Annotated in this window: 19 protein-coding genes; 13 read left to right on the top strand and 6 right to left on the bottom strand. The window is 42.4% G+C overall.

Features of this window, described 5'->3' with window-relative positions:
• Positions 1 to 59: 59 nt before the first annotated feature.
• Positions 60 to 1,628 (top strand): maltose ABC transporter permease MalF, encoded by a 1,569-nt coding sequence (gene malF, locus AACW90_RS00600; RefSeq protein WP_390229396.1) that lies wholly within the window; start codon positions 60 to 62, stop codon positions 1,626 to 1,628.
• A gap of 11 nt (positions 1,629 to 1,639) precedes the next feature.
• Positions 1,640 to 2,530 (top strand): maltose ABC transporter permease MalG, encoded by an 891-nt coding sequence (malG, locus tag AACW90_RS00595; RefSeq protein ID WP_275136859.1) that lies wholly within the window; start codon positions 1,640 to 1,642, stop codon positions 2,528 to 2,530.
• A gap of 57 nt (positions 2,531 to 2,587) precedes the next feature.
• Here the strand turns inward: malG and AACW90_RS00590 are convergent, their stop codons facing one another.
• From AACW90_RS00590 to AACW90_RS00580, 3 genes are all read right to left on the bottom strand, one after another.
• The gene (locus AACW90_RS00590) at positions 2,588 to 2,836 is read right to left on the bottom strand and encodes a hypothetical protein (RefSeq protein ID WP_195706449.1); all 249 of its coding nucleotides are present in this window, start codon (positions 2,834 to 2,836) and stop codon (positions 2,588 to 2,590) included.
• Between the two features lie 196 nt (positions 2,837 to 3,032).
• Positions 3,033 to 3,518 (bottom strand): acyl-CoA thioesterase, encoded by a 486-nt coding sequence (locus AACW90_RS00585; protein WP_275136860.1) that lies wholly within the window; start codon positions 3,516 to 3,518, stop codon positions 3,033 to 3,035.
• 134 nt (positions 3,519 to 3,652) lie between these two features.
• Positions 3,653 to 4,507, bottom strand: a complete 855-nt coding sequence (locus tag AACW90_RS00580) for a MurR/RpiR family transcriptional regulator (RefSeq protein WP_390229393.1) — start codon at positions 4,505 to 4,507, stop codon at positions 3,653 to 3,655.
• A gap of 181 nt (positions 4,508 to 4,688) precedes the next feature.
• Between AACW90_RS00580 and murQ the strand changes: the two genes are divergently transcribed.
• The 4 genes from murQ (at position 4,689) to AACW90_RS00560 (ending at position 12,299) form a co-directional block, all read left to right on the top strand.
• Positions 4,689 to 5,582, top strand: a complete 894-nt coding sequence (murQ, locus tag AACW90_RS00575) for an N-acetylmuramic acid 6-phosphate etherase (RefSeq protein ID WP_390229391.1) — start codon at positions 4,689 to 4,691, stop codon at positions 5,580 to 5,582.
• A 51-nt stretch (positions 5,583 to 5,633) separates the two neighbouring features.
• A complete protein-coding gene (gene murP / locus AACW90_RS00570; protein ID WP_390229389.1) occupies positions 5,634 to 7,097 on the top strand; it encodes a PTS N-acetylmuramic acid transporter subunit IIBC in 1,464 nt (487 codons plus the stop codon).
• 262 nt (positions 7,098 to 7,359) lie between these two features.
• Positions 7,360 to 8,592, top strand: a complete 1,233-nt coding sequence (sbcD, locus tag AACW90_RS00565; protein WP_390229387.1) for an exonuclease subunit SbcD — start codon at positions 7,360 to 7,362, stop codon at positions 8,590 to 8,592.
• Positions 8,589 to 12,299, top strand: a complete 3,711-nt coding sequence (locus AACW90_RS00560; RefSeq protein WP_390229384.1) for an AAA family ATPase — start codon at positions 8,589 to 8,591, stop codon at positions 12,297 to 12,299. Before sbcD ends, AACW90_RS00560 begins: the two co-directional genes overlap by 4 nt.
• 56 nt (positions 12,300 to 12,355) lie before the next feature.
• On the opposite strand, the gene AACW90_RS00555 is transcribed toward AACW90_RS00560, so the two are convergent.
• The gene (locus AACW90_RS00555; protein ID WP_390229382.1) at positions 12,356 to 14,239 is read right to left on the bottom strand and encodes a sigma-54-dependent Fis family transcriptional regulator; all 1,884 of its coding nucleotides are present in this window, start codon (positions 14,237 to 14,239) and stop codon (positions 12,356 to 12,358) included.
• Between the two features lie 376 nt (positions 14,240 to 14,615).
• On the opposite strand from AACW90_RS00555, the gene AACW90_RS00550 reads away from it, so the two are divergent.
• The 6 genes from AACW90_RS00550 to AACW90_RS00525 all read left to right on the top strand — a co-directional run bounded on the left by AACW90_RS00550 (position 14,616) and on the right by AACW90_RS00525 (position 20,601).
• Complete coding sequence (locus tag AACW90_RS00550; RefSeq protein WP_195705715.1) at positions 14,616 to 15,716, top strand: ABC transporter ATP-binding protein; 1,101 nt, start codon at positions 14,616 to 14,618, stop codon at positions 15,714 to 15,716.
• Positions 15,709 to 16,812 carry an ABC transporter ATP-binding protein gene (locus AACW90_RS00545; RefSeq protein WP_195705714.1) on the top strand — a complete coding sequence of 368 codons (1,104 nt, stop codon included), beginning with the start codon at positions 15,709 to 15,711 and terminating at the stop codon, positions 16,810 to 16,812. Before AACW90_RS00550 ends, AACW90_RS00545 begins: the two co-directional genes overlap by 8 nt.
• Complete coding sequence (locus AACW90_RS00540; protein ID WP_275136868.1) at positions 16,805 to 17,668, top strand: carbohydrate ABC transporter permease; 864 nt, start codon at positions 16,805 to 16,807, stop codon at positions 17,666 to 17,668. The genes AACW90_RS00545 and AACW90_RS00540 overlap by 8 nt, the downstream gene beginning before the upstream one ends.
• Positions 17,669 to 17,688: 20 nt before the next feature.
• Entirely contained in the window at positions 17,689 to 18,489 is an 801-nt protein-coding gene (locus AACW90_RS00535) for a carbohydrate ABC transporter permease (RefSeq protein ID WP_390229378.1), read from the top strand.
• A gap of 9 nt (positions 18,490 to 18,498) precedes the next feature.
• Positions 18,499 to 18,771 carry a DUF2160 domain-containing protein gene (locus tag AACW90_RS00530; RefSeq protein WP_275136869.1) on the top strand — a complete coding sequence of 91 codons (273 nt, stop codon included), beginning with the start codon at positions 18,499 to 18,501 and terminating at the stop codon, positions 18,769 to 18,771.
• A 156-nt stretch (positions 18,772 to 18,927) separates the two neighbouring features.
• Positions 18,928 to 20,601: an ABC transporter substrate-binding protein gene (locus tag AACW90_RS00525; protein ID WP_390230792.1), complete on the top strand. Its 1,674-nt coding sequence runs from the start codon at positions 18,928 to 18,930 to the stop codon at positions 20,599 to 20,601.
• 306 nt (positions 20,602 to 20,907) lie between these two features.
• On the opposite strand, the gene AACW90_RS00520 is transcribed toward AACW90_RS00525, so the two are convergent.
• Complete coding sequence (locus AACW90_RS00520; protein ID WP_390229376.1) at positions 20,908 to 21,990, bottom strand: glycerol dehydrogenase; 1,083 nt, start codon at positions 21,988 to 21,990, stop codon at positions 20,908 to 20,910.
• A gap of 60 nt (positions 21,991 to 22,050) precedes the next feature.
• Positions 22,051 to 23,682 carry a dihydroxyacetone kinase subunit DhaK gene (locus AACW90_RS00515; protein ID WP_390229374.1) on the bottom strand — a complete coding sequence of 544 codons (1,632 nt, stop codon included), beginning with the start codon at positions 23,680 to 23,682 and terminating at the stop codon, positions 22,051 to 22,053.
• Between the two features lie 470 nt (positions 23,683 to 24,152).
• Between AACW90_RS00515 and AACW90_RS00510 the strand changes: the two genes are divergently transcribed.
• On the top strand, positions 24,153 to 24,884 hold the full coding sequence (locus AACW90_RS00510) for a transporter substrate-binding domain-containing protein (RefSeq protein WP_390229372.1): 732 nt from the start codon (positions 24,153 to 24,155) through the stop codon (positions 24,882 to 24,884).

Below are 24,884 nucleotides of genomic sequence, written 5' to 3'. Positions count from 1 at the left end.
TTAGGAGGGGGTAACCTCTCCTTAATATTTTTTATTTTTAATCGCTAGCAGGTTTTCTTATGCAGTCAATTCAAGGTTCAGGTGCAACGGCATCTGCCGCATTACCTTCAAGCCAAAAAGTGTTTATCAAATGGGCATTATTGGCATCCGTAGGTATAGTGAATGGCTATGCCACAATTCTAATGTATTCTCGCGGTGAACTCGCTTTTGCTCTGCTTACAGTAGTGCTTACTGCTCTAGCTCTTTATATTTTTGGTAGTAAAAAGACATACGCCCATCGTTATATTTATCCGGGTATAGCGGGAATGATTTTATTCATTCTTTTCCCACTTGCTTATACTGTCGGTCTAGCGTTTACAAACTATAGTGCCAAAAACCAGCTGTCATTAGAACGGGCACAGATTGTATTACTCGATAGAACTTACCAGAGTGGTGAGAGCTATCCATTTAATCTCTATAAAATTGACAATGGTCATCAACTTGTTGTCACGAAAGGCGAGCAACTCCTCGCCACTGATATGTTCACCTTAGAAGGCTTTGCGGAAACGGACCTTGACTTGAATATCGTGTCAGATATTCAGGGTGAAAAAGAGAAAATCAAAACGATTATTCAGAACAAAGCTTCTCTCGGCAATGTAGATCTGCATATGCCTGATGGTTCTGATATCCGCATGAGTGGCTTGCGTAAGTTTGCTTCTGTCGCCTCGCTGTATTCGTTGCAAGATGATGGTGAATCCATGATCAACAACAAGTCAGGTGAGACATTGAAACCCAATATGGAGGTCGGTTTTTATCAGGTCATTGATGAAAACGGTGCGTTTATTGGTAACACAATATCACCCGGATTTATCGTCAATATTGATACTGCAAACTTCGAGCGTGTTTGGAAGGATGATGGAATCAAAGAACCATTTATAAGCATCTTTATTTGGACAGTAGCGTTCTCAGCGTTGAGTGTTGGCTTAACTCTGGTCATTGGCCTTGTATTGGCGAGTGTTGTTCAATGGGAGTCATTGAAAGGGCGTGCTGCTTATCGTGTGCTGCTTATTTTGCCTTATGCTGTCCCTGCGTTTATCTCTATTCTTATCTTTAAGGGCTTATTCAACCAAAGTTTTGGTGAGATCAATATGGTTCTGGAAACCCTATTTGGATTGAGCCCGAACTGGTTCTCTGATCCTGTTTTAGCCAGAGTCATGGTCGTTATTGTTAATACATGGTTAGGGTTCCCATATATGATGATTCTTTGTATGGGGTTGCTTAAGGCAATTCCGGATGATCTTTATGAAGCATCGGCAATAGATGGCGCGGGCCCATTGAAGAACTTCACTAAGATAACGCTTCCTTTGATGCTTAAGCCGTTGACGCCATTGCTCATCGCTAGCTTTGCGTTTAACTTTAATAACTTTGTGATGATCTACCTGTTAACGGGTGGTGGTCCAAACATGATCGGGACCTCAGAGCCTGCTGGTTACACCGATTTACTGGTGAGTTATACCTATCGTATTGCATTCGAAGGTAGTGGCGGTCAAGACTTTGGTCTGGCGAGTGCGATTGCAACGCTTATCTTCCTATTGGTTGGTGGTCTGGCATTATTCAACCTACGATTCACGAAACTTTCACAGGATTAAGGAGCAATATTATGGCAATTGTACAAGGTAAAAATGTGAAATATCGTGTATGGGCAACCCATGTTGCTCTATGGATATTCTTATCAATGATAATTTTTCCGCTGTTGATGGTTATTGCTATCTCGTTCCGTGAGGGTAACTTTGCAACGGGTAGTTTGATTCCAGAGAACCCATCTCTAGAGCACTGGAAACTGGCATTAGGTTTTTCTGTAACGAACGCAGACGGCTCGATAACACCACCGCCATTCCCTGTCCTTCTGTGGTTGTGGAACTCAGTGAAAGTAGCGGCAATATCGTCTATCTTCATCGTTGCGTTGTCGACGACTTCTGCCTACGCCTTTGCGCGTATGAAGTTTGGCGGTAAGAACACTATCTTGAAAGCAATGATGATCTTCCAGATGTTTCCTGCGGTGCTGGCACTCGTCGCAATGTATGCATTATTTGATAAGTTAGGGCAGTACATACCGTTCTTAGGCTTGAATACCCATGGTGGTTTGATTTTCTCCTATCTTGGTGGCATCGCACTACATGTATGGACGATTAAAGGGTATTTCGAAACCATTGATAACTCACTCGAAGAGGCCGCGGCACTTGATGGTGCAACGCCATGGCAAGCATTTAGGTTGGTTCTGCTTCCACTTTCAGTACCAATTCTAGCGGTTGTGTTTATTCTCTCGTTCATTGGTGTTGTCGGTGAGGTACCTGTCGCGTCGTTATTATTATCTGATGTAGACAAATACACACTTGCGGTAGGTATGCAGCAGTATCTCTATCCACAAAACTATTTATGGGGCGATTTCGCGGCGGCGGCTGTATTGTCTGCTGTCCCTATTACCGCGGTATTTTTGTTAGCACAGCGTTGGCTCGTTGGTGGTCTGACGGCGGGCGGAGTGAAAGGATAAGAAGCAAAAGAGCGACTGAACGGTCGCTCTTTTTTATACCAGCAATAATATTGCTGGTTATAACTCTTTGCTAGAAGGTGCACAGCCAACGTAGCGCATTAATACATAAATACTTTCTTCATGCAGGGCCACTTTTCTAAAAAGATCTGCAAAAATACCGTCACCACCAAAACAAGTTTGGATGTAATGGTTAATATCCTCGTTTACATACCCTTCAACGTACATGGTACGTACCCACTGGTACTCTACTGCACTTAAGTTTCCTATTGTGTCATCACTTAATGTAATTAGAGATCGGTCATCTATCAATTGAAGGCCTACCGTTATTTATTGTGGATGTCTGAGTTATATACAATGAGTTGAGGATTAGAACAGAAAAGCGTTAAAGAAAAATGACAATGAACAAAATGAAAAGCCGCCGACCTAAGATATTAGGGTGGCGGCTCTTTTTAAGACTATTTTTATGGGTGTAATGATGAATTCATTGCGATATGCGCAATGATTATCTCAGCATTTTCACATGCATTTCCATCTCTTCACCTATCTCTTTGCGCATGTTCATTAATCTTATCGCAGAGTCACGCAGCTTGATGTCTTCTTCTTCTTTAGGTATCCACTCGGGTATTTTAGTCGGCTTACCATTCGCATCTACCGCTACCATGATGACAATACAGTGTGTCGTGAGCGTTTTATTCAACTCCTTAGGATCGCTTGCCTGAACATCTAGCGCGATATGCATAGAGCTAGTGCCGGTATAGATAACCTTGGCACTTACCTCAACCAAGTTTCCTACATGGATGGGGGCCACGAATCGGATGCCACCAGCATAAGCGGTGATACAATATTTTCCGCTCCAACCAGCCGAACAGGCGTATGCGGCCAAATCGATCCATTTCATAACGGCACCACCGTGCACTTTACCACCGAAATTCACATCCCCGGGTTCGGCTAGAAATCGGAGCGTTATGTCTCTTTGTTGTTCGGCCATTCTCATTCCCTTATTATTTTTGGCTGCCCGCTAAGTATCAAGCAAAAAACGACGACTTAAAAGGGGAATTAGACATGAAAAAGAAATAGGTTGAATCATCGATTGTGAAAGGTGGTAACGGCCAGCCGCATCGCTTACAGCTCGAGTTTCTTTACCGCTTCCCTAGACTCACTGATCAGAGTTTCTGCCATCTCCCCTCTTTTTTGGACAAGCGCCATAAATATGAGGTCTATAACCGTATTTTGTGCCTCTCGGGACGAGATAGATGAGCTTCTCCAGCGACTTTCATCTGCGACACAATCGAGGCAATAGTCGGCGATTTTCCTCAGTTCAGCGCCAAGTACGGAGGTTAAAGCCACGATAGGCACACCATTACTCTTTGCTGACTGAACGGCGACGGACACGTCCTTTTTATTGCCAGAAAATGAGATGACAAATTGAACATCTTTAGGGGAGAGGGTTTGAGCAACGGATACTTGTACGTGCGTGTCGAGTTCTGAGATCGTATTGATACCGATTTTTAATAGTTTATAGCTGAAATCTTTTGCCACTAATGCCGAACCACCAATACCGACCAGTTGAACTCTTTGTGCGTTATTAAGTAATTCGACAATGCTATCAAATACGTCGTAATTGATGGATTCCGTTGTTTCTCGGATAGCCTTAATTTTCTCTTCTAATAACTTGTGTGCAATATCAGGAATGGAATCTTCGATGCTAATTTCGTTGTGCAAGTTGTGAGATTCATTTGTTGCCCGCTTTCTTCCTAATTCTTGGCTCAATGCTAATTTAAGTGCTGGGAAGCCTTTGAATCCTACTTTTTGCGCGAATTTAATGACCGTAGATTGACTCACGTTTGCCTGTTGAGCCATTTCTTGAGAGGACATTTTAAGCGCTTCTGAAGGTGTATCCAATATTATCTGAGCAATACGGCGACTACTTGCCGATAAGTTATTCTTTAAATTCATTATTTTTGTTAGTAATGCCATGTTTTTTTACTCAGATTAAATATTGTAGCCATTCATAAAATCATATCAGATTGCGTTAATTCAAGCATAGAAGAATAAATTATCCCCAAAAGGAATTATTTATTGCGATGTAGGTTCAAGATATGGAATTAAATATTCCATATACTCTGTGCATAACGCGGTAAATTAGAGGAAATGTTTTGTGGATCTAGGCCAATTAGTGACAGAGAGTAGAAACGATCTGAGTAAAAATATTGACACACTGGCAACCAAAGAGATGTTGAAGGTGATCAACAGTGAAGATAAGAAGGTTGCGGAAGCGATCGAACTCATCCTCTCGGAAATCGCTGAGTCGGTCGATTTCATCGCCCATGCCTTTCAAAATAACGGCAGGCTTATTTATATTGGTGCGGGTACTTCTGGGCGACTCGGTATTCTCGATGCAAGTGAGTGCCCTCCAACGTATGGGACTGATCCTGAGCAAGTTATAGGATTGATCGCGGGTGGCCATCGGGCCATCTTACAAGCGGTAGAGAATGCGGAAGACGACAAGCAAGCAGGGCGCAATGACCTAAAAAGTATTCATCTATCAAACAAGGATGTTGTCGTTGGTATTGCGGCCAGTGGTCGTACACCTTATGTCATTTCAGCGATGGAATATGCGCGAGACTTAGGGGCAAAGGTAATCAGTCTCACCTGTAACCCAAAATCAGAAATGAATGCGATAGCCGATGTTTGTCTTACGCCAATTGTCGGCCCTGAAGTCATTACCGGTTCATCTAGAATGAAAGCCGGTACGGCTCAAAAGCTTGTTCTAAATATGCTTTCAACAGGGAGCATGATTCGCACAGGAAAGGTTTATGGGCACCTTATGGTCGATGTGGCGGCAACCAATGCAAAGTTAGTCGAACGTCAAAAGAATATAGTAATGGAAGCAACAGGGTGTGACCGAGAGACGGCAGAACACGTGTTGGTGCAAAGTGATGGCGATTGTAAAACGGCCGTCGTGATGGTGCTCACCGAAACAGATTTTAGTCACGCAGATGAATTACTTCGAAAAAATAATGGATTTATTAGAGCGGCGATCAATTGTTAAATCTTTTGAGTAAATAACCGAAATAAACGTCATTACAACAGGGAATTAATAATGGTAAAGATAAATAATACAATGATTGAAACGATCATTCGACTTGTCGGCGGAGAACGAAATATACAGCAGTGCGGTAACTGTATGACGCGTCTTCGTCTTGTGTTGAACAACGATGCGTTGGTAAATGACAGTGAACTTAAACGTGTGCCTGGCGTACTAGGTATTGTAGAAAGTGATGATCAGTTACAGATTGTTTTAGGGCCAGGAAAGGCACAAACCGCGGCGGAAATGCTGAATGCTATGATGGCTGAACGTGGTAATTCGGTTGATGAATTAGTGACGCCTGAAGGTCTTGTCCTTGATATATCAGATGTTGCCTCTGATCAGAAAAAGCAGGTGAAAGCCAAACATACTAGCGGCGTGCATAAATTCTTATCAAAATTTGCCACAATCTTTACGCCATTAATTCCTGGCTTCATCGCCGCGGGTTTGTTGTTAGGCTTTGCGACACTGTTTGAACAACTCTTCATTAAAGCAGCCGATACCCCAAGTGAAGACTTAATCTATCTGATTGGTTACATGAAGGTATTTAGTAAAGGTCTATTTAGCTTCTTGAGCATATTAATTGGATACAATGCACAGAAAGCATTTGGTGGTTCTGGTGTCAACGGGGCCATCATAGCGGCCTTGTTTGTATTGGGTTACGACCCTGAGGCGACAAAAGGTTTCTATTCAGGTATCGACAGCTTCTTTGGTCATGGTATTGACCCTAGAGGGAACATCATTGGTGTTTTGATTGCCGCCATTGTCGGGGCCAAAGTGGAATGCTTTATTCGTCGATATATGCCAGACGATCTTGATATGATTCTTACCTCGTTCTTTACGTTGTTGGTCATGGGTGCGGTCACTTTCATCATCATCATGCCTATCGGTGGTTATCTTTATAGTGGGATGACCTGGCTGTTTTTGAACCTGAACGGCAACCCAATTGGTAGTGCTATTTTGGCGGGTTTATTCTTGATTTCCGTCATGTTTGGTATCCATCAAGGATTCGTTCCTGTTTACTTTGCGCTAATGGACGTACAAGGGTTTAACTCACTGTTTCCGATTTTGGCGATGGCAGGAGGGGGCCAAGTTGGTGCCGCCTTCGCTCTGTATAAAAAAGCCGGTAAGGACTCTCTTTTACGCACTCAAATTAAGGGTTCAATCATTCCGGGTATTTTGGGTATTGGTGAACCATTGATTTATGGCGTAACGCTTCCTAGAGTGAAGCCTTTCATAACGGCGTGTATTGGGGGTGCGGCAGGGGGTTTTTATATCGGTTTGATCTCCTATTTCGGTCTTCCTGTGGGTCTAAATACGGTATTCGGACCTTCAGGTATCGTTGCTCTGCCACTTATGACATCCAATAGTGGTATCTTTATCGCGATGGCCGTTTATGGTTCGGGACTGTGTGTTTCTTATGCAGCTGGCTTTGCGGCGACTTACCTATGGGGTACAAAGGATGTCGATTTAAGTTAACCTGAGTTCAGGAATACTTAAAGAACTGGGCAATATAATAAACAGTTTAAAAGGGCACATCGATGACGATGTGCCCTTTTGTTTTTACTGAGTTATCAATTGTTAAGCGAGAACCGTAACCTTTGAAACCTCTGGTTTGCCTAAATCCTCTCGGACACTATACAAAAACTCACTTCTTTATAAGGGATCGATTGTATGAACTGCACTTAGTTGGCACAATCAAATAATCTTTAGTGAATAGCCTTTATCATAAGAACTTTCTATGCGAATTCTTCATACATCCGACTGGCATCTAGGGCAGTCATTTTTTACTAAAAGCAGGAAAAATGAACACCAAGCGTTTATTCAATGGTTGCTTAAGCTTGTTAAAGATCAGCAGGTAAATGCGGTAATCATTGCTGGCGATGTGTTTGATTCTGGCACGCCACCTAGCTATGCCCGAGAGCTATATAATCGATTCGTTGTGCAGTTGAACTCGCTTAACTGCACCTTGGTCGTATTGGGAGGAAATCATGATTCAGTCTCTATGCTGAATGAGTCTAAGCCTCTTGTTGAATGTCTGAATACCCATGTTATTGCCAATACTTCTGACGACTTAGATAGTCAGATCATCGAACTGCCTTGTTCTGGAGAAATCGGCGCGTTGCTATGTGCGGTGCCATTTGTGCGGGCAAGGGATGTCATGCAAAGTGTTGCGGGATCGTCTGGCAATGAAAAACAGAAACAGCTAGGAGAGGCGATAAAGGGTCACTACATGTCGCTCTATCAGAGAGCCGTGCAGCGCCGTAAAGAGAGGGATATACAGGTTCCCATTATCACGACAGGTCACCTGACCGCAATGGGTGTCACTAAAACCGATTCGGAGCGAGATATCTATATCGGCACACTCGATGCTTTTGCCGCCGATGGTTTTCCGCCGGCTGACTATATCGCCCTTGGTCATATTCATCGCCCGCAAATAGTGGCGAAATCAGAACATATTCGTTATTGCGGTTCACCTATTCCTTTAAGTTTTGATGAACTTAAATCGACCAAACAAGTAGTAATCGTTGAATTTGAAAAAGAGAAGCGCACGGATATAAAAATTATTGAAATCCCTATTTTCCAACGAATGGAGATAATAAAGGGTGATCTAACCTATATAGAAAAACAGCTTGAATCGTATCGTGATGCTGCTGATGATCAGCCTGTTTGGCTTGCCGTTGAGGTTGAAGTACAGGATTTTCTCTCCGATTTGCAACAAAGGGTTCAGGCATTAACAGAAGACCTTAACGTTGAGGTGCTGCAACTACGTCGAGCCAGAGGACAGCAAACACAAAGCTTGCAACAGGAGCAGCTTGAAACTCTTGCCGAACTTACTCCTTTCGATGTGTTTGAAAAGCGAGTCGAACACGAAACGCTAGACAGCGAAAATGAATCTCAAAGGTTGGCAAGAATAAAGACACGTTTTCACCAAATCGTTGAAGAAGTTGAAAACGGGGAGCAGAGCGAATGAAAATTTTAAGCCTACGTTTTCAGAATCTCAATTCACTAAAGGGAGAGTGGAAAATCGATTTCACTCAACCGCCTTTCTCTGAATATGGCCTGTTTGCCATTACCGGTCCAACGGGTGCAGGGAAGACGACGATACTGGACGCTATTTGTGTTGGCCTGTATCAAGAGACGTCGCGATTAGGGCCTATCACACCCGCGAACAATGAATTAATGACTCGTGGCGCGACGGAATGCCTTTCAGAAGTTGAATTTGAAGTGAAGGGTAAGGCTTATAGAGCGTTTTGGGGGATGAAGCGAGCCAGAGGAAAAGTGGATGGTAAGCTTCAGCCTGCTACGGTTGAATTGGCTGAGGTTGAGTCAGGTAAAGTACTGGCAAACCAGCTAAAGAAAAAGGGTGAGCTAGTAGAGGCGATTACGGGTCTGGATTTTGGTCGATTTACGAAGTCGATGCTGTTGTCTCAGGGACAATTCGCCGCATTTCTAAACGCAAAAGAGTCAGAACGTGCGGAGTTATTAGAAGAGTTAACCGGAACAGAAATCTACAGCCAGATCTCTCAAAAGGTACATGAACATTATAGCCAGGCCAAACAAGATTTGGCAGAGTTAGAAGCTCAGGCAAAAGGTGTTCATCTTCTCAATGAAGAAGAGAAACAATGGTTAACGGCAGAGCTTAATGCGTTAAGCGACAAGCAAGCGGAACAAGTAAAGCAACTTTCCGGTCTTGAGGCCAATGTAAATTGGTACGTTAATGTTGAGAAATGCAGCGCTGAGAAATTGGAGGCGCAAACCCAACTAGATGTTGTTAAACAACAGTTGGAACACGCCAAACCCGAATTTGATCGATTGGCGGCGAGTGAGCCCGCAGAGAAAATTCGTTCTCCATATATGCTTTTAAAAGAAGCGAATGCTCACTTACAGCTTGTTGAAGAACGTCTTGCGGACAAGCATCAAGTGATTCAGGCGTTAGACAATAGAACGAAAGAACTCGAACTGTTCTCAGTGAGTGCAACAGAAAAACAAGCGATAGAAAAGCAAGAGAATAACCAGTTAGAAACCTTAATTAATCAACAAATTATACCGCTTGATAATCAGATAAAATTAGAAAATAGCGCGCTTGGGACGATCAAAAAAAGGGTGTCTGAACAGGAAGAACAGTACCATGGTTTTCAAGGTATCCAGCAAAGAGCACTTGCAGATAAGCAAGAGGTAGAGCAAGCGATAGGCGTTATCACTCAATATCAAACCGACCATAAAGCCGATGCGTCACTTATTCAGCATATGGGAAAATGGAGTGAGCAACTGAATCAAATTGAGCGGCATTCAGGCAATGTTCAGCAACAAAAAAGCCATATTGAACAGTTAGGACAGCAGATAACGATTCTAATTGACCAAGGTAAAACTAAACAACAAAGGCTATCTGAAAGTCGTGCTGAATTGGAACAAAAAAAACAGCGAGTGACAAAAACGGATGCCGAAAAACAGGCATTGCAGACGACGTCTACACTTGTTGATACGTTGCCTCAGATAGAGATGCAACTGAGCGTTCTCAATCAAAAAATCGCAATAGTACAAACATTGCATGGCTATCAAACCCAATGGGTGGGTCATGAGACAGAAAAACAAGAGAAGTTAAAATCCAGGGTTGATATTAATAAACAGAAAAAAGAGAAAGAGACTCAGCGAGTTCATCTCAGAGAGCAGTATCGCTTACAAGATAGCTTGAAAGAATCGCTAGAAGAACAAGTGAAGCAAGAGAAAGCGTTACTAGAACAAGAGCAGGTATTAGCACTCTACCGAAGCCAGCTAAAAGACGATTCCCCATGCCCACTTTGTGGGTCGGAAGACCATCCATTTTCCGATAATATTGACCAACAGTTTGACGTGTCAGCGAAGCAAACAGCGTTAGAAAAAGCAGCCGAAGAACTGATGGTCATTAAGACCAACGGGCTAAATATAAAGAGCGATATTGAATCCTTAATTCGCCATATGGAGGATGGTGACAAACGGATTAATTGGCTTGAACAAGAACAGTCAACATTATTACAATTATGGCAAAAAACGGCGGTGACCATTGACTACCCAGAACCGATAAAAAACGGCCAAGCGTTGAACGCCTATGCAATGGAACGAGAAACTCAGCGTAATAAACTGTCGGACTTTACTGTGCAATTTCGCCATATTGAAGATCAGTTACAGAAAGCGAAAGAGAGCCTTTCGCAATCTGAACAAGCACACCATCAATTAGAGTCAGCGGCAAAATTACAACAACAGCAAGTCGACCATGAACAAAAAAGCAAAGATGAAGCGGTACAGCAATTACATAAACTAGAATCTGAAGCGATAAAACAACAGAGTGACCTGCTGAACAATATCTCGGATTGTGGCTATGTTATCCAACAAGAGACGAACTTAGTATCTTGGCTGGCGTTAAAACAACAAGATCTGGCTAAATGGCAAGCCAATGAGCTGCAGTTCAATGACAGACAGAAAGAACATGCGGCGCTCCAATCCAACTTGGAGGCTCATCACCATCGATTGTCTGAGATAGAGATAAGTCTAGGTGTTGAGAATAAGAAATTAAGCGATCATGAAAAAACATTGGTTGATCTGATTGATAGACGAATTGAGTTGTTCGGCGAGAGAGTCGTAGAGCAAGAAAGACAACGCAGCCTACATGCGTTTGCTCAGGCGGAACAAACGCTGGCTAACGCACAGAAACACTTCCAACAAGCTCGGCAGGAACAAAAGGCGGTAGAAGGGGAACTGAAGATCCTGAACGCCAACCTGAAAACGGCAAAAGAAAAATGTGAAGGGCAGCAGACTCAGTGGAATGGGTTGCTAGAACTCAGTCAGTTCTCCTCAACACAGGCATTTGAGTTCGCGTTATTGGATCACGAAGAACGACATCGCCTAACGGAGATGAAACAAAAATGTGTGATGGCATTGGAAAGAGCACAAGCCATATCTGATTCCGCCATCAAACAATATGATGCCTTAATGGCGGATGAGTATTCTGAAGAGTATCAAAAGGCGGACAGAACCAGCATAGAGCAGAGCTTAAGTGAGCTCAAAGCGATCATAGGACAGGCGACGAAAAGGGAAGGTGAGTTGGCGAACGAGATTCAATCGGATCAGCGCCGTCGCAAAGAGCAGCAGAACCTGTTTGATCAAATTGAGCAGTACAGAGCGGCCTATGACGATATTCAGTACTTGCATTCGCTGATTGGCTCTAGCAGTGGCGATAAATTTCGTAAGTTTGCACAAGGACTGACCTTAGATAACTTGATTCACTTGGCTAACCGTCAACTGTCTCGACTACATGGTCGATACCAGTTACAGCGTAGCCATGGAGAAGGATTAGAGCTCTCGGTAATGGACACTTGGCAGGGGGATGTAGTACGCGACACCAAAACATTATCAGGAGGCGAAAGCTTTTTAGTCAGCCTTGCTTTGGCACTCGGTTTATCTGATTTAGTGAGTCATAAAACCAGTATCGATTCGCTGTTCTTAGATGAGGGTTTTGGTACCTTAGATGCAGAAACGCTCGATTTAGCACTGGATGCATTAGACAGTTTGAATGCGTCTGGGAAGATGATTGGAGTGATAAGCCATATTGAGGCGATGAAAGAGCGGATTCCAGTTCAGCTTAAAGTAAGCAAGAAAAGTGGTTTGGGAATCAGTGAGTTGGAGTCGACTTATCGGGTCTAAAATAGTGGGTACATAGACAAGCGTCATGACCCCTTCGAATATTTGTATTTTGCTTATTATTTATGGCCACATTCGCGTAAGCGTTTATAGACAGTATTTCTGCTTACGCCTAACTCGGCCGCCGTTTTAGAAATATTGCAGCTGAGCGATTGATACAGAGTCACTATATCCTCTGCAGAGGGCTCGGCACTGATCGAATGTGCCTTATTTTCTATATCAATAATGACAGACTTAGCATTGTTTGCTTCCGCTTCTATATCTGCGAAAAAATCGTCCGGTAGATGCTCAAAGTCAATGGCTTCGTTGTCTGACATCGCTTGCCCAATCTGTATTACACTGACCAATTGGCGAATATTTCCGGGCCAACTGTGTTGACAGAAACTCTGCATCGTTCGTTCTGTTATTTGAGCGTGATGTTTGTTTTCTGCATAATAATCCAAAAGGAAATAGATCAGTTGTTTACGATCGCTTCGATGACGCAGTGCTGGTAGTTCTATATTTAATCCGCTGACTCGGTAGTACAAATCTTTGCGAAAAGTCCCAGCAGCCACTGCCTCTTTAAGGTTACAGTTGGTCGCAGAAATAAGTTTAAAATCAACAGGATAAGATTCAGTGCTACCAAGAGGGTTGACTCTTCGCTCTTGCAATACTCGCAATAGACGTGCTTGAACATTCATTGGCATGTCACCAATTTCATCCAAAAATAGAGTCCCTTTATCGGCTTTACGTATTAACCCGATATACCCTTTTTGACTTGAACCTGTGAAGGCTCCTTTTTCATAACCAAATAGCTCGGATTCAACCAATTCTTGGGGAATTGCGGCACAGTTTACCGTGATCATGTTTTGGGTGGAACGTTGGCTTGAATGGTGTAGTGCTTTGACAAAAAACTCTTTACCAACACCAGTTTCACCGTAGATCAAAATAGGAATATCTTTGTTAATAATTCGCTTGCTCTGAGCGACCGCTTTCTCAAATACAGGGTCACCAAAATTGAGTTCATCTAAATGGAATTTGTGCTGTTCTGATACATGTTTCTTTGGCTGTTTCACTAGGGTTCTAAAGTCCAATACTTTCGATTTTGGCTGGGTAGGTTTATCCAATATACCGTGAACTCTAAACCCTTTGACGGTAAGTAACGGGACCTGAAAACCCTTCGGTTGGTTTATGAGTTGGTGAACATTGATATTGAACAGTTCAGAGATGTTCACCAGTTTTAAGTCGCTACCCAATATGAGCTCAGCACGATGATTGGCGGAGATGATTAATCCGTTTTCATCAAATACTATTAATCCTGACCATTGGCTATCGATATTCTCAACGCTGGTATTAAAACGCAGTAAAAAATACTCACTCTTGAAGTGAGAAATAATGATTTGATTTTCTACCGCTTGTGACATGATTTTCACCATGCCTAACGTGTGAGAATCAGGTAAATATGTATCGCTTGATATGTCGATAACACCAAGCATCTGGCGGTCTATACCAAAAATAGGGGCAGCAGAACCGGTCATAAAACGATTGGAAATCAAAAAGTGCTCGTCGTGCTGAATTTGCACAACGTTACCCGTTTTTAATGCTGTGCCTATCGCATTTGTTCCAAATGTAGATTCTCTCCAATCCGTGCCTGGGACGAATAATTCTTCTCGGCTTTTTTTAATCTGTTGTTCGCCCCAACTCTTAAGCACATAGCCTTGATGGTCAGCTAACATGACTTGACTCTTACTATTAATCAGTAAATTTTCATAACAAGGGAGGACTTCGTTGCGAGTAGTTTCGATAAGGCGATGGTGTTCTTCAAGCAGTGATGACAGTGAACCACCTGTTATATGGTCAACATTTGGTTCTGATTGATGAGTAAGTCCGGACTCTCGACAGCGCATCCAAGATTGTTTGATCGTTGTAGCATGGTCAACTTTCGTAGCGGACTTTTTAAGCATGAATCACTTCCCATCTTCTAAAATGATGAATTTAATAGTGAGCGTATAACCTGAGTGTTTTTTCGTAGCCATAGTGTGCTTACATTTGCGAAACAATACATTAACCCCCATCACATAACTCATACAAATATCAGTAAGCTGTGCTTGAACAGTTTGGTTTACATTCTGTTCACACACTTAACAACGATTGTTCAATTAAATAACAACTGAACAGGAGGGGCAATTCATATGATATCGATAAATATTCATTTATAACAAATGGTTAGGTGATATTTTTAAATATGGCATGAATTTGGCAGTACAGCTAGGGAATTGGCAGAATTGAACAGAAAATTAATTTTGCATTGCAGTTAATCAAAATGGAGATTATCGCTGTATGTCCCTGACATTGGAAAATGTAACACAAATAGTGGACGGTCAGTATTACATTAATCAGGCAAATCTCAGTTTTGAGCCTGGATCATTTAATGTACTGCTTGGTCGAACATTGTCTGGAAAAACGAGCTTGATGCGTCTGATAGCTGGATTGGATAAACCGACTTCGGGTCGTGTATTGATGAATGGCGTAGATATGACTGGTGTTCCAGTCCAGAAGCGTAATGTATCCATGGTGTATCAGCAATTCATAAACTATCCAAGTATGACGGTGTACGACAATATCGCCTCACCGCTACGACTAGCTAAGGAGTCGGAAGCCACGATCAAACAGAAAGTGATGGAAATTTCTGACATGTTGCGCATCACCCCTTTTCTTTCTCGCTTACCTTTAGAACTTTCGGGTGGTCAACAGCAGCGTACTGCGATGGCTCGCGCGTTGGTGAAAGATGCCGACATTATTTTATTTGACGAACCTTTGGTTAATTTGGATTACAAATTACGTGAGGAATTACGTCAAGAAATGCGTAATTTATTCGCTGAGCGTAACACCATCGCTGTTTATGCAACGACAGAGCCTAACGAAGCTTTGGCGTTAGGTGGTACCACGACCATTCTTCATGAGGGGCAGATAATTCAGAGTGGCCCAACCGCCAAAACCTATCATTCGCCGTGCAATGTTATCGCGGCAACCTTATTTAATGAACCGCCTATTAATTTGATTACAGGCAACATAACCAAAGCAGAAGTGACCTTCGATAACACAGTGCATTTTCCGTTGACGTCCGAGCTTCTGTCTTTAGATGAAGGGGAATATCAATTTGGAATACGTCCGAGTCATTTAAGTTTGTTACCGAAAAATGATGATGACTTGGAAATCTCAGTCCAAGTAGAAGTGGCAGAAATTAGTGGTTCCGAAACATTCTTGCATGTGCGCAATGAGCACTTTCAAATGGTATTGCATTTATCTGGCGTGCATAACTATAACGTGGATGAAAAAATCAAGATCTATGTGCCAACCCATAAACTCAATGTATTTCAAATGGATGGTCAACTAATCCAAGCTTCCAGTCGCAGAATCGAGGGTAACTATCATGGCTGAAATCCACCTAAAATCTTTAGCGCATAGTTACGATAGGACGGCAGCGGAACCAGAATATGCAATTAGAGAGATGAACCACGTATGGCAGGATGGCGGCGCTTTTGCTCTCCTTGGACCGTCGGGTTGTGGGAAATCTACTTTGCTTAATATTATTTCTGGTTTGCTGGAGCCTTCAGATGGCGACGTATTGTTTGACGGGGTAAGAGTCAACGATATTCCACCGCAGGATCGTAATATTGCTCAGGTTTTCCAGTTTCCCGTCGTGTACGACACCATGTCTGTTTTTGACAATCTGGCATTTCCATTGCGCAATATGGGAGCCAGCGACGCAAAAATTCAATCCAAGGTTGGCGAGATTGCAGCCATACTTGAACTAACCGATGTACTGAAGAAAAAAGCCGCGAACCTTACCGCGGATGAGAAGCAGAAAGTATCGATGGGCCGAGGTTTGGTACGTGATGATGTGTCGGCTATTTTGTTTGATGAACCTCTAACGGTTATCGATCCGCAATTAAAGTGGAAACTGCGTCGAAAGTTGAAGCAAATCCACGAGCAGTTCAATACCACTATGGTGTATGTCACCCACGACCAACTTGAAGCCTCTACTTTTGCAGACAAAATAGCCTTGATGTATGAGGGTCAGGTTGTTCAGTTTGGTACGCCGCGTGAGTTGTTTGAAAAACCAAACCATACGTTTGTAGGTTACTTCATCGGTAGCCCAGGTATGAATTTTCTAGAAGTAAAACGTTGTGAAGAAGGCGTCTGTTTTGGAGAAAAGATATTTACCCTTAACGAACAAGAACTGAAAGCGTTGGAAAAGTGTGATTCAGACAACTTAAAGATAGGTATCCGGCCGGAATTTATACATGTTTGGGACAAACCAAATGGTGAAGCTTACAAAGCTGAAGTCGAATTTGTTGAAGATCTCGGAACCTATAAAATTGTTAGCCTTAATCTAGATGGACTTTTAATTAAAGCACGCCTGCAAGAAGACCAACCTGTTCCAGAAGGTAACGCTTTTATTAGCTTTCCAGATCAATGGTTAATGCTTTATGTCGACGAGTTTCTTGTCTCTAAGGGTGAAAATAATGAATAAATCTCGTTCCAACAAGGCATGGTTCCTAGTTCTACCCGTTGTTCTGCTGGTGGCGTTTAGTGCCGTTGTGCCGCTTATGACTGTGGTCAACTATTCGATTCAAGATATTTTTGACGTCAACACACGTATCTACGTTGGCACCGAATGGTACCGAGAAATTTTGAGTGACCCTAGATTACAGGATTCATTAGTACGTCAGTTTATCTTTTCCGGGGCCGTGTTACTGATAGAAATTCCTCTTGGAATCGCAGTGGCCTTAATGATGCCTAAATCTGGCAACTGGTCTGTCGTGACTTTGCTGGTATTGGCTTTACCTCTTTTAGTACCTCTGAATGTAGTGGGTACGATTTGGCAAATCTTCGGTCGTGCAGATATAGGGCTCTTTGGTTGGGCACTAAATGAAATGGGCATGAACTATAACTATGCCGCTAATCCTATGGACGCTTGGTTTACGGTACTTCTGATGGATGTCTGGCATTGGACATCGTTAGTGGCGTTGCTTGCTTATTCAGGTTTACGCGCTATCCCAGATGCCTATTACCAAGCTGCAAGTATTGACCGAGCATCTAGTTGGGCTGTTTTCCGTTATATACAACTTCCTAAACTAAAAAGTGTTCTGTTGATTGGTGTGCTACTCCGGTTCATGGATAGTTTTATGATTTATACCGAACCTTTTGTACTCACAGGTGGTGGCCCAGGCAACTCAACCACTTTCTTGAGCCAGGCATTGACTAAAATGGCAGTAGGACAATTTGATATAGGACCTGCTGGTGCATTCTCTATTATCTATTTCTTGATAATCCTATTAGTCAGTTGGCTTTTCTATACTGCTATGACCCATGGCGATAGCAAATAATTAACGCAAAGGATTCAATTATGAACAAGAGAAAAACACTGGGCCTTAGCATATATATATTATTTTTGTTACTCCCCCTTTATTGGCTGTTGATGATGTCATTCAAGAGCAATCAAGAGATCTTAGGAGGCCTTACATTTTGGCCTAACGATTTTACTTTTGCTAACTACACAACGATTTTCACTGATGCTAGTTGGTACATGGGTTATATCAACTCTATCTACTACGTATCACTGAATATGGTGATTAGTCTGATAGTAGCCCTGCCTGCTGCTTACGCATTTTCACGCTTTCGTTTTATTGGTGACAACCATTTATTCTTCTGGTTATTAACCAACCGTATGGCACCACCAGCAGTGTTCTTATTACCGTTCTTTCAACTGTATTCTTCTGTGGGTTTGTTTGATACGCACATAGGTGTCGCCTTGGCACACTGCCTATTTAACGTGCCATTAGCCGTATGGATTCTTGAAGGGTTTATGTCTGGTGTTCCGCGTGAGATTGACGAAACAGCGTATATCGATGGTTATAGTTTCCCGAAATTTTTCATGAAAATATTTATCCCTTTAATCAGCTCAGGGATTGGAGTAACGGCATTTTTCTGCTTCATGTTTAGCTGGATTGAGTTGCTACTAGCGAGAACATTGACTTCAGTGAGTGCAAAACCCATTGCGGCTGTTATGACACGTACTGTGAGTGCATCTGGTATTGATTGGGGCGTACTAGCAGCGGCTGGTGTTTTAACGATTTTACCTGGCATGTTGGTTATTTGGTTTGTTAGAAATCACGTGGCGAAGGGCTTTGCTCTTGGTCGTGTATAGGAGATAAATATGAATTGGATGGCTTGGACATTGCCTTCAGCACTATTTTATACGGGTATTGCCTGCATATTAATAGCGATGACTTGTTGGGAAGTAATGCGCCCATGTGTTGCAAGAAAAGGTTTCTTCCCTATCGAAACGACTCGTGGAGATAGGTTGTTTATAAGCTTATTAAGTGCTGCGTACATTCATCTAGGGTTCGTCGGATTTACAGAAATGTCGATTTGGGTCCCTTTTGTAGTCGCAATAATCTGGTTGTTAATTGTTATGAAATGGGGGTGAAAACATAAAAATTAAGGGGTCTTAGAGAAGGACGCGTTTGGCACTAGGTTGTGCCAATAATAAGTACATAGTTAATGTGCACTTTAAATAACAAAGGAAGAACGAATGTTTAATAAAAATAAATCAGTTTTCAAACTGGGCCGTTTGAGCATCGCGATGTTAATTGCAGGTTGTAGCAGCATGGCGCTAGCAGATCAATATAGCGACGCTGCTGAGAATTGGATCGGTACAGAATTTACACCGTCAACATTAAGTCAAAAGCAACAAATGGACGAGATGGGTTGGTTCACTGAAGCTGCAAAACCTTTTCGTGGCATGGAGATTAATGTCGCTTCTGAGACCCTTACAACTCACGAATATGAATCTAAAGTTTTAGCGAAGGCTTTCTTCGAGATTACTGGTATTAAAGTAAATCATGATTTGATTCAAGAAGGGGATGTGGTTGAAAAACTTCAAACTCAAATGCAATCAGGTCGTAATATTTACGATGCCTACGTTAATGACTCAGATTTAATCGGTACGCACTTCCGTTACGGAAAAGTGGTACCAATCAGTGACTTTATCGCTGGTGAAGGTAAAGCTGTCACCTCTCCAACCTTAGATTTAGAAGATTTTATCGGTTTGAGCTTTACTACTGGACCAGATGGAAAAATCTACCAATTACCGGATCAACAGTTTGCTAACTTGTATTGGTTCCGTGCTGACTGGTTTGAACGCGCTGATCTTAAAAAGAAATTTAAAGACGATTATGGTTACGAGCTAGGTGTGCCACTAAACTGGTCTGCTTATGAAGATATTGCCGAGTTCTTCTCTGTAAAAGTGAAAGAAATTGATGGTGAGCGTATTTATGGCCATATGGATTACGGTAAAAAAGATCCATCTCTAGGTTGGCGTTTTACCGATTCATGGCTATCAATGGCGGGTGCTGGCGACAAGGGTATCCCTAATGGTATTCCTGTTGATGAGTGGGGGATTCGCGTTGAAGGTTGTAACCCTGTCGGTTCGAGCGTCGCTCGTGGTGGTGCTACAAATGGTCCAGCCGCCGTATACGCAACGGCCAAGTATGTAGAATGGTTGAAAAAATATGCGCCACCTGAAGCTGCAGGCATGACCTTTGGTGAGTCAGGTCCTGTACCGGCTCAAGGTAGTATCGCTCAACAAATATTTTGGTATACCGCATTTACTGCAGATATGACTAAATCGGGTCTACCTGTTGTAAATGAAGATGGCACACCAAAATGGCGTATGGCTCCGTCACCAAGAGGCCCATATTGGGAAGATGGAATGAAGCTGGGTTACCAAGATACTGGTGCGTGGACTTTCTTGAATTCAACACCGGTTGATCATCGTAAAGCGGCGTGGTTGTATGCGCAGTTTGTAACTTCAAAAACACTCTCGTTGAAGAAGACTATCGTTGGTCTAACACCTATTCGTGAATCTGACCTTAATTCACAAGCGATGACAGACATGGCACCGAAACTTGGTGGTTTGGTTGAGTTTTATCGCAGTGATGCTCGTGAGCAATGGACACCAACCGGTACCAATGTTCCTGATTATCCGAAGCTTGCACAGTTATGGTGGCAATATGTTGCTGAAGCCGCTAGTGGTGAAAAAACACCGCAACAAGCAATGGATGGTCTAGCACTAGCTCAAGACAAAGTATTGAAGCGTTTAGAGCGTAGTAAAGCGCAGGGCGAATGTGGTCCTAAGCTTAACCCTGAGAAAGATCCTGAGTTTTGGTTGAGCCAACCTGGTTCACCAAAAGCGAAGTTATCTAACGAGAAACCTCAAGGTAAAACAATTGCTTATAAAGATCTAATTGGTGGTTAATCAATAAGATGTGTTAATAATAGACCGGTTACTTTAAGTGACCGGTTTTTTTTTCTATTCCGCAGGACTGAACAATTAACAGAGACACTCCTAACATCGCGATAACAAAAATACAAAGAAGAAATATTAGAGAGCGATAGTAACGAGACAAATAAACATTAAAAGAGGTAAGCGTTAGAGAGGGTATACATTGTAGTCTTGAGAGTAGGTGTCTTTAGATGTAGCAGGATTTATAATTTGGTTTAAATGCTATAAAAAACCGGCCCAGTGAAGTGAAGAGGCCGGTTTTGGACTTAATCGGTTTTTTTATTTACCCATTTCATGCGCCGTTAAGATAGCGGATAGTACGGAAGCGGCTGTCACCTCGAATGGCATATTGTGGATGGTTTCACCTTCTGCACATGACGCCTGAGCGACTTCTAATAACTTATCAAGATTAAGCTCTTTAACGCCCATCATATGTAGATTGGTTGGTAGACCAACAGATTTACAGAAAGCTAATACTTCCTGAATTTCTGCCATTGGCGCATTCTCTAAAACAAGGTGAACCAAGGTTCCAAATGCCACTTTCTCACCATGGTATAGGTGATGGCACTCTTCTAACTTGGTTAAGCCATTGTGAATCGCGTGAGCAGCAGCCAGTCCACTACTTTCAAAACCGATCCCACTGAGATAAGTATTGGCCTCAATGATATTTTCAACGGCTGGGGAAGTCAGTCCATTTTCGGCTGATAACTTGGCTTTTACCCCATCTTCGATGAGTGTGTCGTAACACAGTTTCGCAAGGGTTTGAGCGGCACGTGTAGGTGCACCACCTGCCATTGTTTGACCACCAGAACGTGCATTGGCACGAGCTTCAAAATAGGTGGATAGAGCATCACCCATACCTGAGACTAGTAATCTAACTGGAGCCGCGGCGATTATCTTGCTGTCCATAATAACCATGTTAGGGTTACGTGGAATCATCAAGTACTCACTGAACTCACCTTCTGGCGTGTAGATAACTGCTAATGCGCTCGTTGGTGCATCCGTAGAGGCAATTGTCGGTACAACGACGACAGGTACATTACAGTAAAAAGCAATGGATTTAGCCGTATCTAGAGTTTTACCACCACCGATACCGATGATAACTTGAGACTCGTTGCTTTTTGCTAGTGCAATTAGGCGATCGATTTCTACGCGGCTACATTCACCATTAAACTTCTCTAGTACTAACTCACCCTCTGATTGGGCAAAGCTTGCTGTTACTTGCTCGCCCACAAGCCCTGTTACAAAATCATCTGCAATTGCTAAGGCTTTTTGCCCAAGTGGTTTAACATAATCGCCGATGCTAGCAAGAGCGTTTTCACCTTGAACATATTTGCTTGGAGAAATGATAATCTTATCCATGGATTTTTTCCTTATTAAAAAAGTGTTCGATCAATTTGGCTTAATAATAAAAAGATCGTGTTATTTAAATATTGCAAATACGTTTTCTACCGCAACGGCACCCGGGTCTTTAACACCACGGAGGCTTTCACTGTTGAGGTAAGCTGAACGGCCTGCTTTTGCTTCTAACATTTGCGCTGTGCTATCTGCACCTACTTTTGCAGCTTCAACTGCAGAAGAAATATTCTCATCTCGTAATGCTAACAATGCGGGTTCTAATGCATCAATCATGGTGCGGTCGCCAACTTTTGCACCACCAAAGAACTTCATTTGCTCCAAACCACTAAGCAATGCTTCTGGTAAATCTTGATGTTTACCAAAATGAGTGCCAGCTGCTGTGAAGAAGATGGAAAGTAAGATACCGCTTGAACCACCCATAGACATTGCAAGGTGCTCACCAACGAGCTCAAGCAGTTTTTGGACATCGGCTAAAGGTAGGTTCTTATTGTTTAGTTCTTGCTGTACTTTTAACGCACCAGACGAGAAAGTTGATCCTGTATCACCGTCACCTACAAGGGCATCAAGACGGTTTAATTCTGACTTCAGTTCAATAATGGTGTCGCAGATTTGTCCAACAATGGATTCAACACCAGCGGATTGAGAAGGGGTAAACTCAACACTGTTTGATACTTTTTCTATGGTAATAGGTGCGCACTCATTAACGGTCATTCCGTGGGACCAAGATTCTACCGACACTGGCGCCAATAATGCTTTCTCTATGTCATCGGTCAAGACGACGCAAGATAATGAAAAGCCTTTCATATCGATGGCGGTAACGAAAGGTTTTGGCCCAAATAGATACTGCATGCTTTTGCCCAAAGACGATTCCACTACATCTTTCGTCAGCAAGCTCATTTCTAAAGGAGAGGTTCCGCCTAAATTATTTAATAATAGCGCGTGTTTTTGATTATTGGTTTTTTCTAATAATTTTTCAGCTAATATTTCAACAACCGTATTGCAGTGGTCTATATCTATGATAGCAATGCCAGGCTCACCATGAATGCCTAATCCCAGCTCCGCCTTGTGTGGAGGAACGCGATCTTCACTCTCTTCGCCCGGAACGTGACAGCTAGTAATGGCGACACCAATACTACTGACGTTTTCATTACAACTTTCGGCATTACGTCGAACGTCTTCTAAACTGGCATCTTGTTGTGCGTAATATCCAGCAACTTTATGAACGAATACTGTACCTGCAATGCCTCTAGGTTGTTTGCTGTCTTTTATTGAGATGTCATCATTGACGATGACCATTTCTACTTTGTAACCTAATTTTTTCGCTTTCTCTGCTGCTAAGCCGAAGTTTAATCTGTCCCCTGTGTAGTTTTTAACTATCAGCAAACAACCTGCTTCTCCGGTAACATAAAGAATAGCGTTCAATACTGCCTCAACACTTGGAGAGGCGAAAACGTCACCGCATACCGCCGCCGTTAACATACCTTCCCCAACAAAACCTGCGTGGGCTGGCTCATGCCCTGCACCACCGCCGGATATTAGCGCAACCTTGCTTTTATCCCAGTCTTTTCTGATGACAACACGAATATGCTCGTCTATGTTTAATCGGGTTAAATTATCATGTTGGTTGCTATAAATAAGGCCGTCGATTGCATCACTAACTAGCGTTTTACGCTCATTAAAAAATAATTTTGACATTGAAAATTCCTTGTATTTATATGTGAAATCTAAATTTCTCAGTATTCGTAGACTTGAGTCCCAGATACATACTACTGGACGCTGCACAAGCACCTCATGATGTGAGGCAATTAGAAGCGACTCTTGTGCAACAACAAACTAAAGCGAACAGACGATTAAGTTGTGCTGATTTTTGATTAACATGCCAATTTCATGCCAAATGAAGGTGTAATTTTAACTACTTGATAAATAATGATAAAAATTTAAAGTAGCGTCAGGTGTTGTCGATTTGTTCATTGTGCTGTGAGCATTTTGTTAATGCGGTGAACAATTTGTTAGCTAGGGTGAAGGGAAATAAGTGAAAAATTAACAATACGATGAGGCTTGTAGCGATATGATGGCAAATGTCTTATATTGGGGTACCGTAATTGCATTTACTGCAAATATGAGCCAATTTTAACAGTATCAATATAATTATTACGGTGAATCACTTGATATATAGATTGGCTTTTTTGAGTTTGTGTTTGTTAAGCATGTCGGTTTCGGCTAAAGAAGCGCTCGTTTTTTATGTGGTCAATTACCCACCCTATATGATCATTAATGATCAAAATGAAATATCCGGTATGGATGTCGATGTTGTTTCTGCGGCTTTTAAGGAGAGCGGGCAGCCTGTTAGCTTTGTGGTACTTCCGTGGAAACGTATTATGAAATTAATGCAGGCTGGGGAAATTGCTGGGGGACTTTCTTGCAGTAAGCGCAAAGGAAGGGAGAGCTATATGTTATTTAGTGAGTATATTAGTGAAACTCGACAAGCTGCCATCACTCTAAAAAGCATGGATACAAGTCAGATCAAACACCTTGATGATTTTAAGAATTATAGTGTGACGACTGTCTCCAGTTGGGGAACCGCGAATCAACTGCGTATGAGTCAGATTGACTATATAAACTCTAATGATATTCGTTCTGGGTTGGTCAATGTGTTACATCGCGGAGTCGATATTTTATACGGGCCTGAAATTCCTGCGATGCACGACGCAAAAAACATGGGAGACATAGATAATATTAAAGCGACGTATCTGGAGGATGTTGCTTCGAACAAACTTCATTTGTGTATTAGCAAGGGATATCCACACAGTGATGACATTTTAGTTGAATTTAATCGTGGGTTAACAATCATTAAGCAAAATGGTGCGTATAAAGACATTCAAGCGAAGTACTTCTAA

The sequence above is a fragment of the Vibrio frigidus genome (assembly GCF_042465995.1).
Taxonomy (GTDB): Bacteria; Pseudomonadota; Gammaproteobacteria; order Enterobacterales; family Vibrionaceae; genus Vibrio.
Note: the sequence above shows the minus strand (reverse complement) of the source record. Positions and strands in the feature narration are given on the sequence as shown.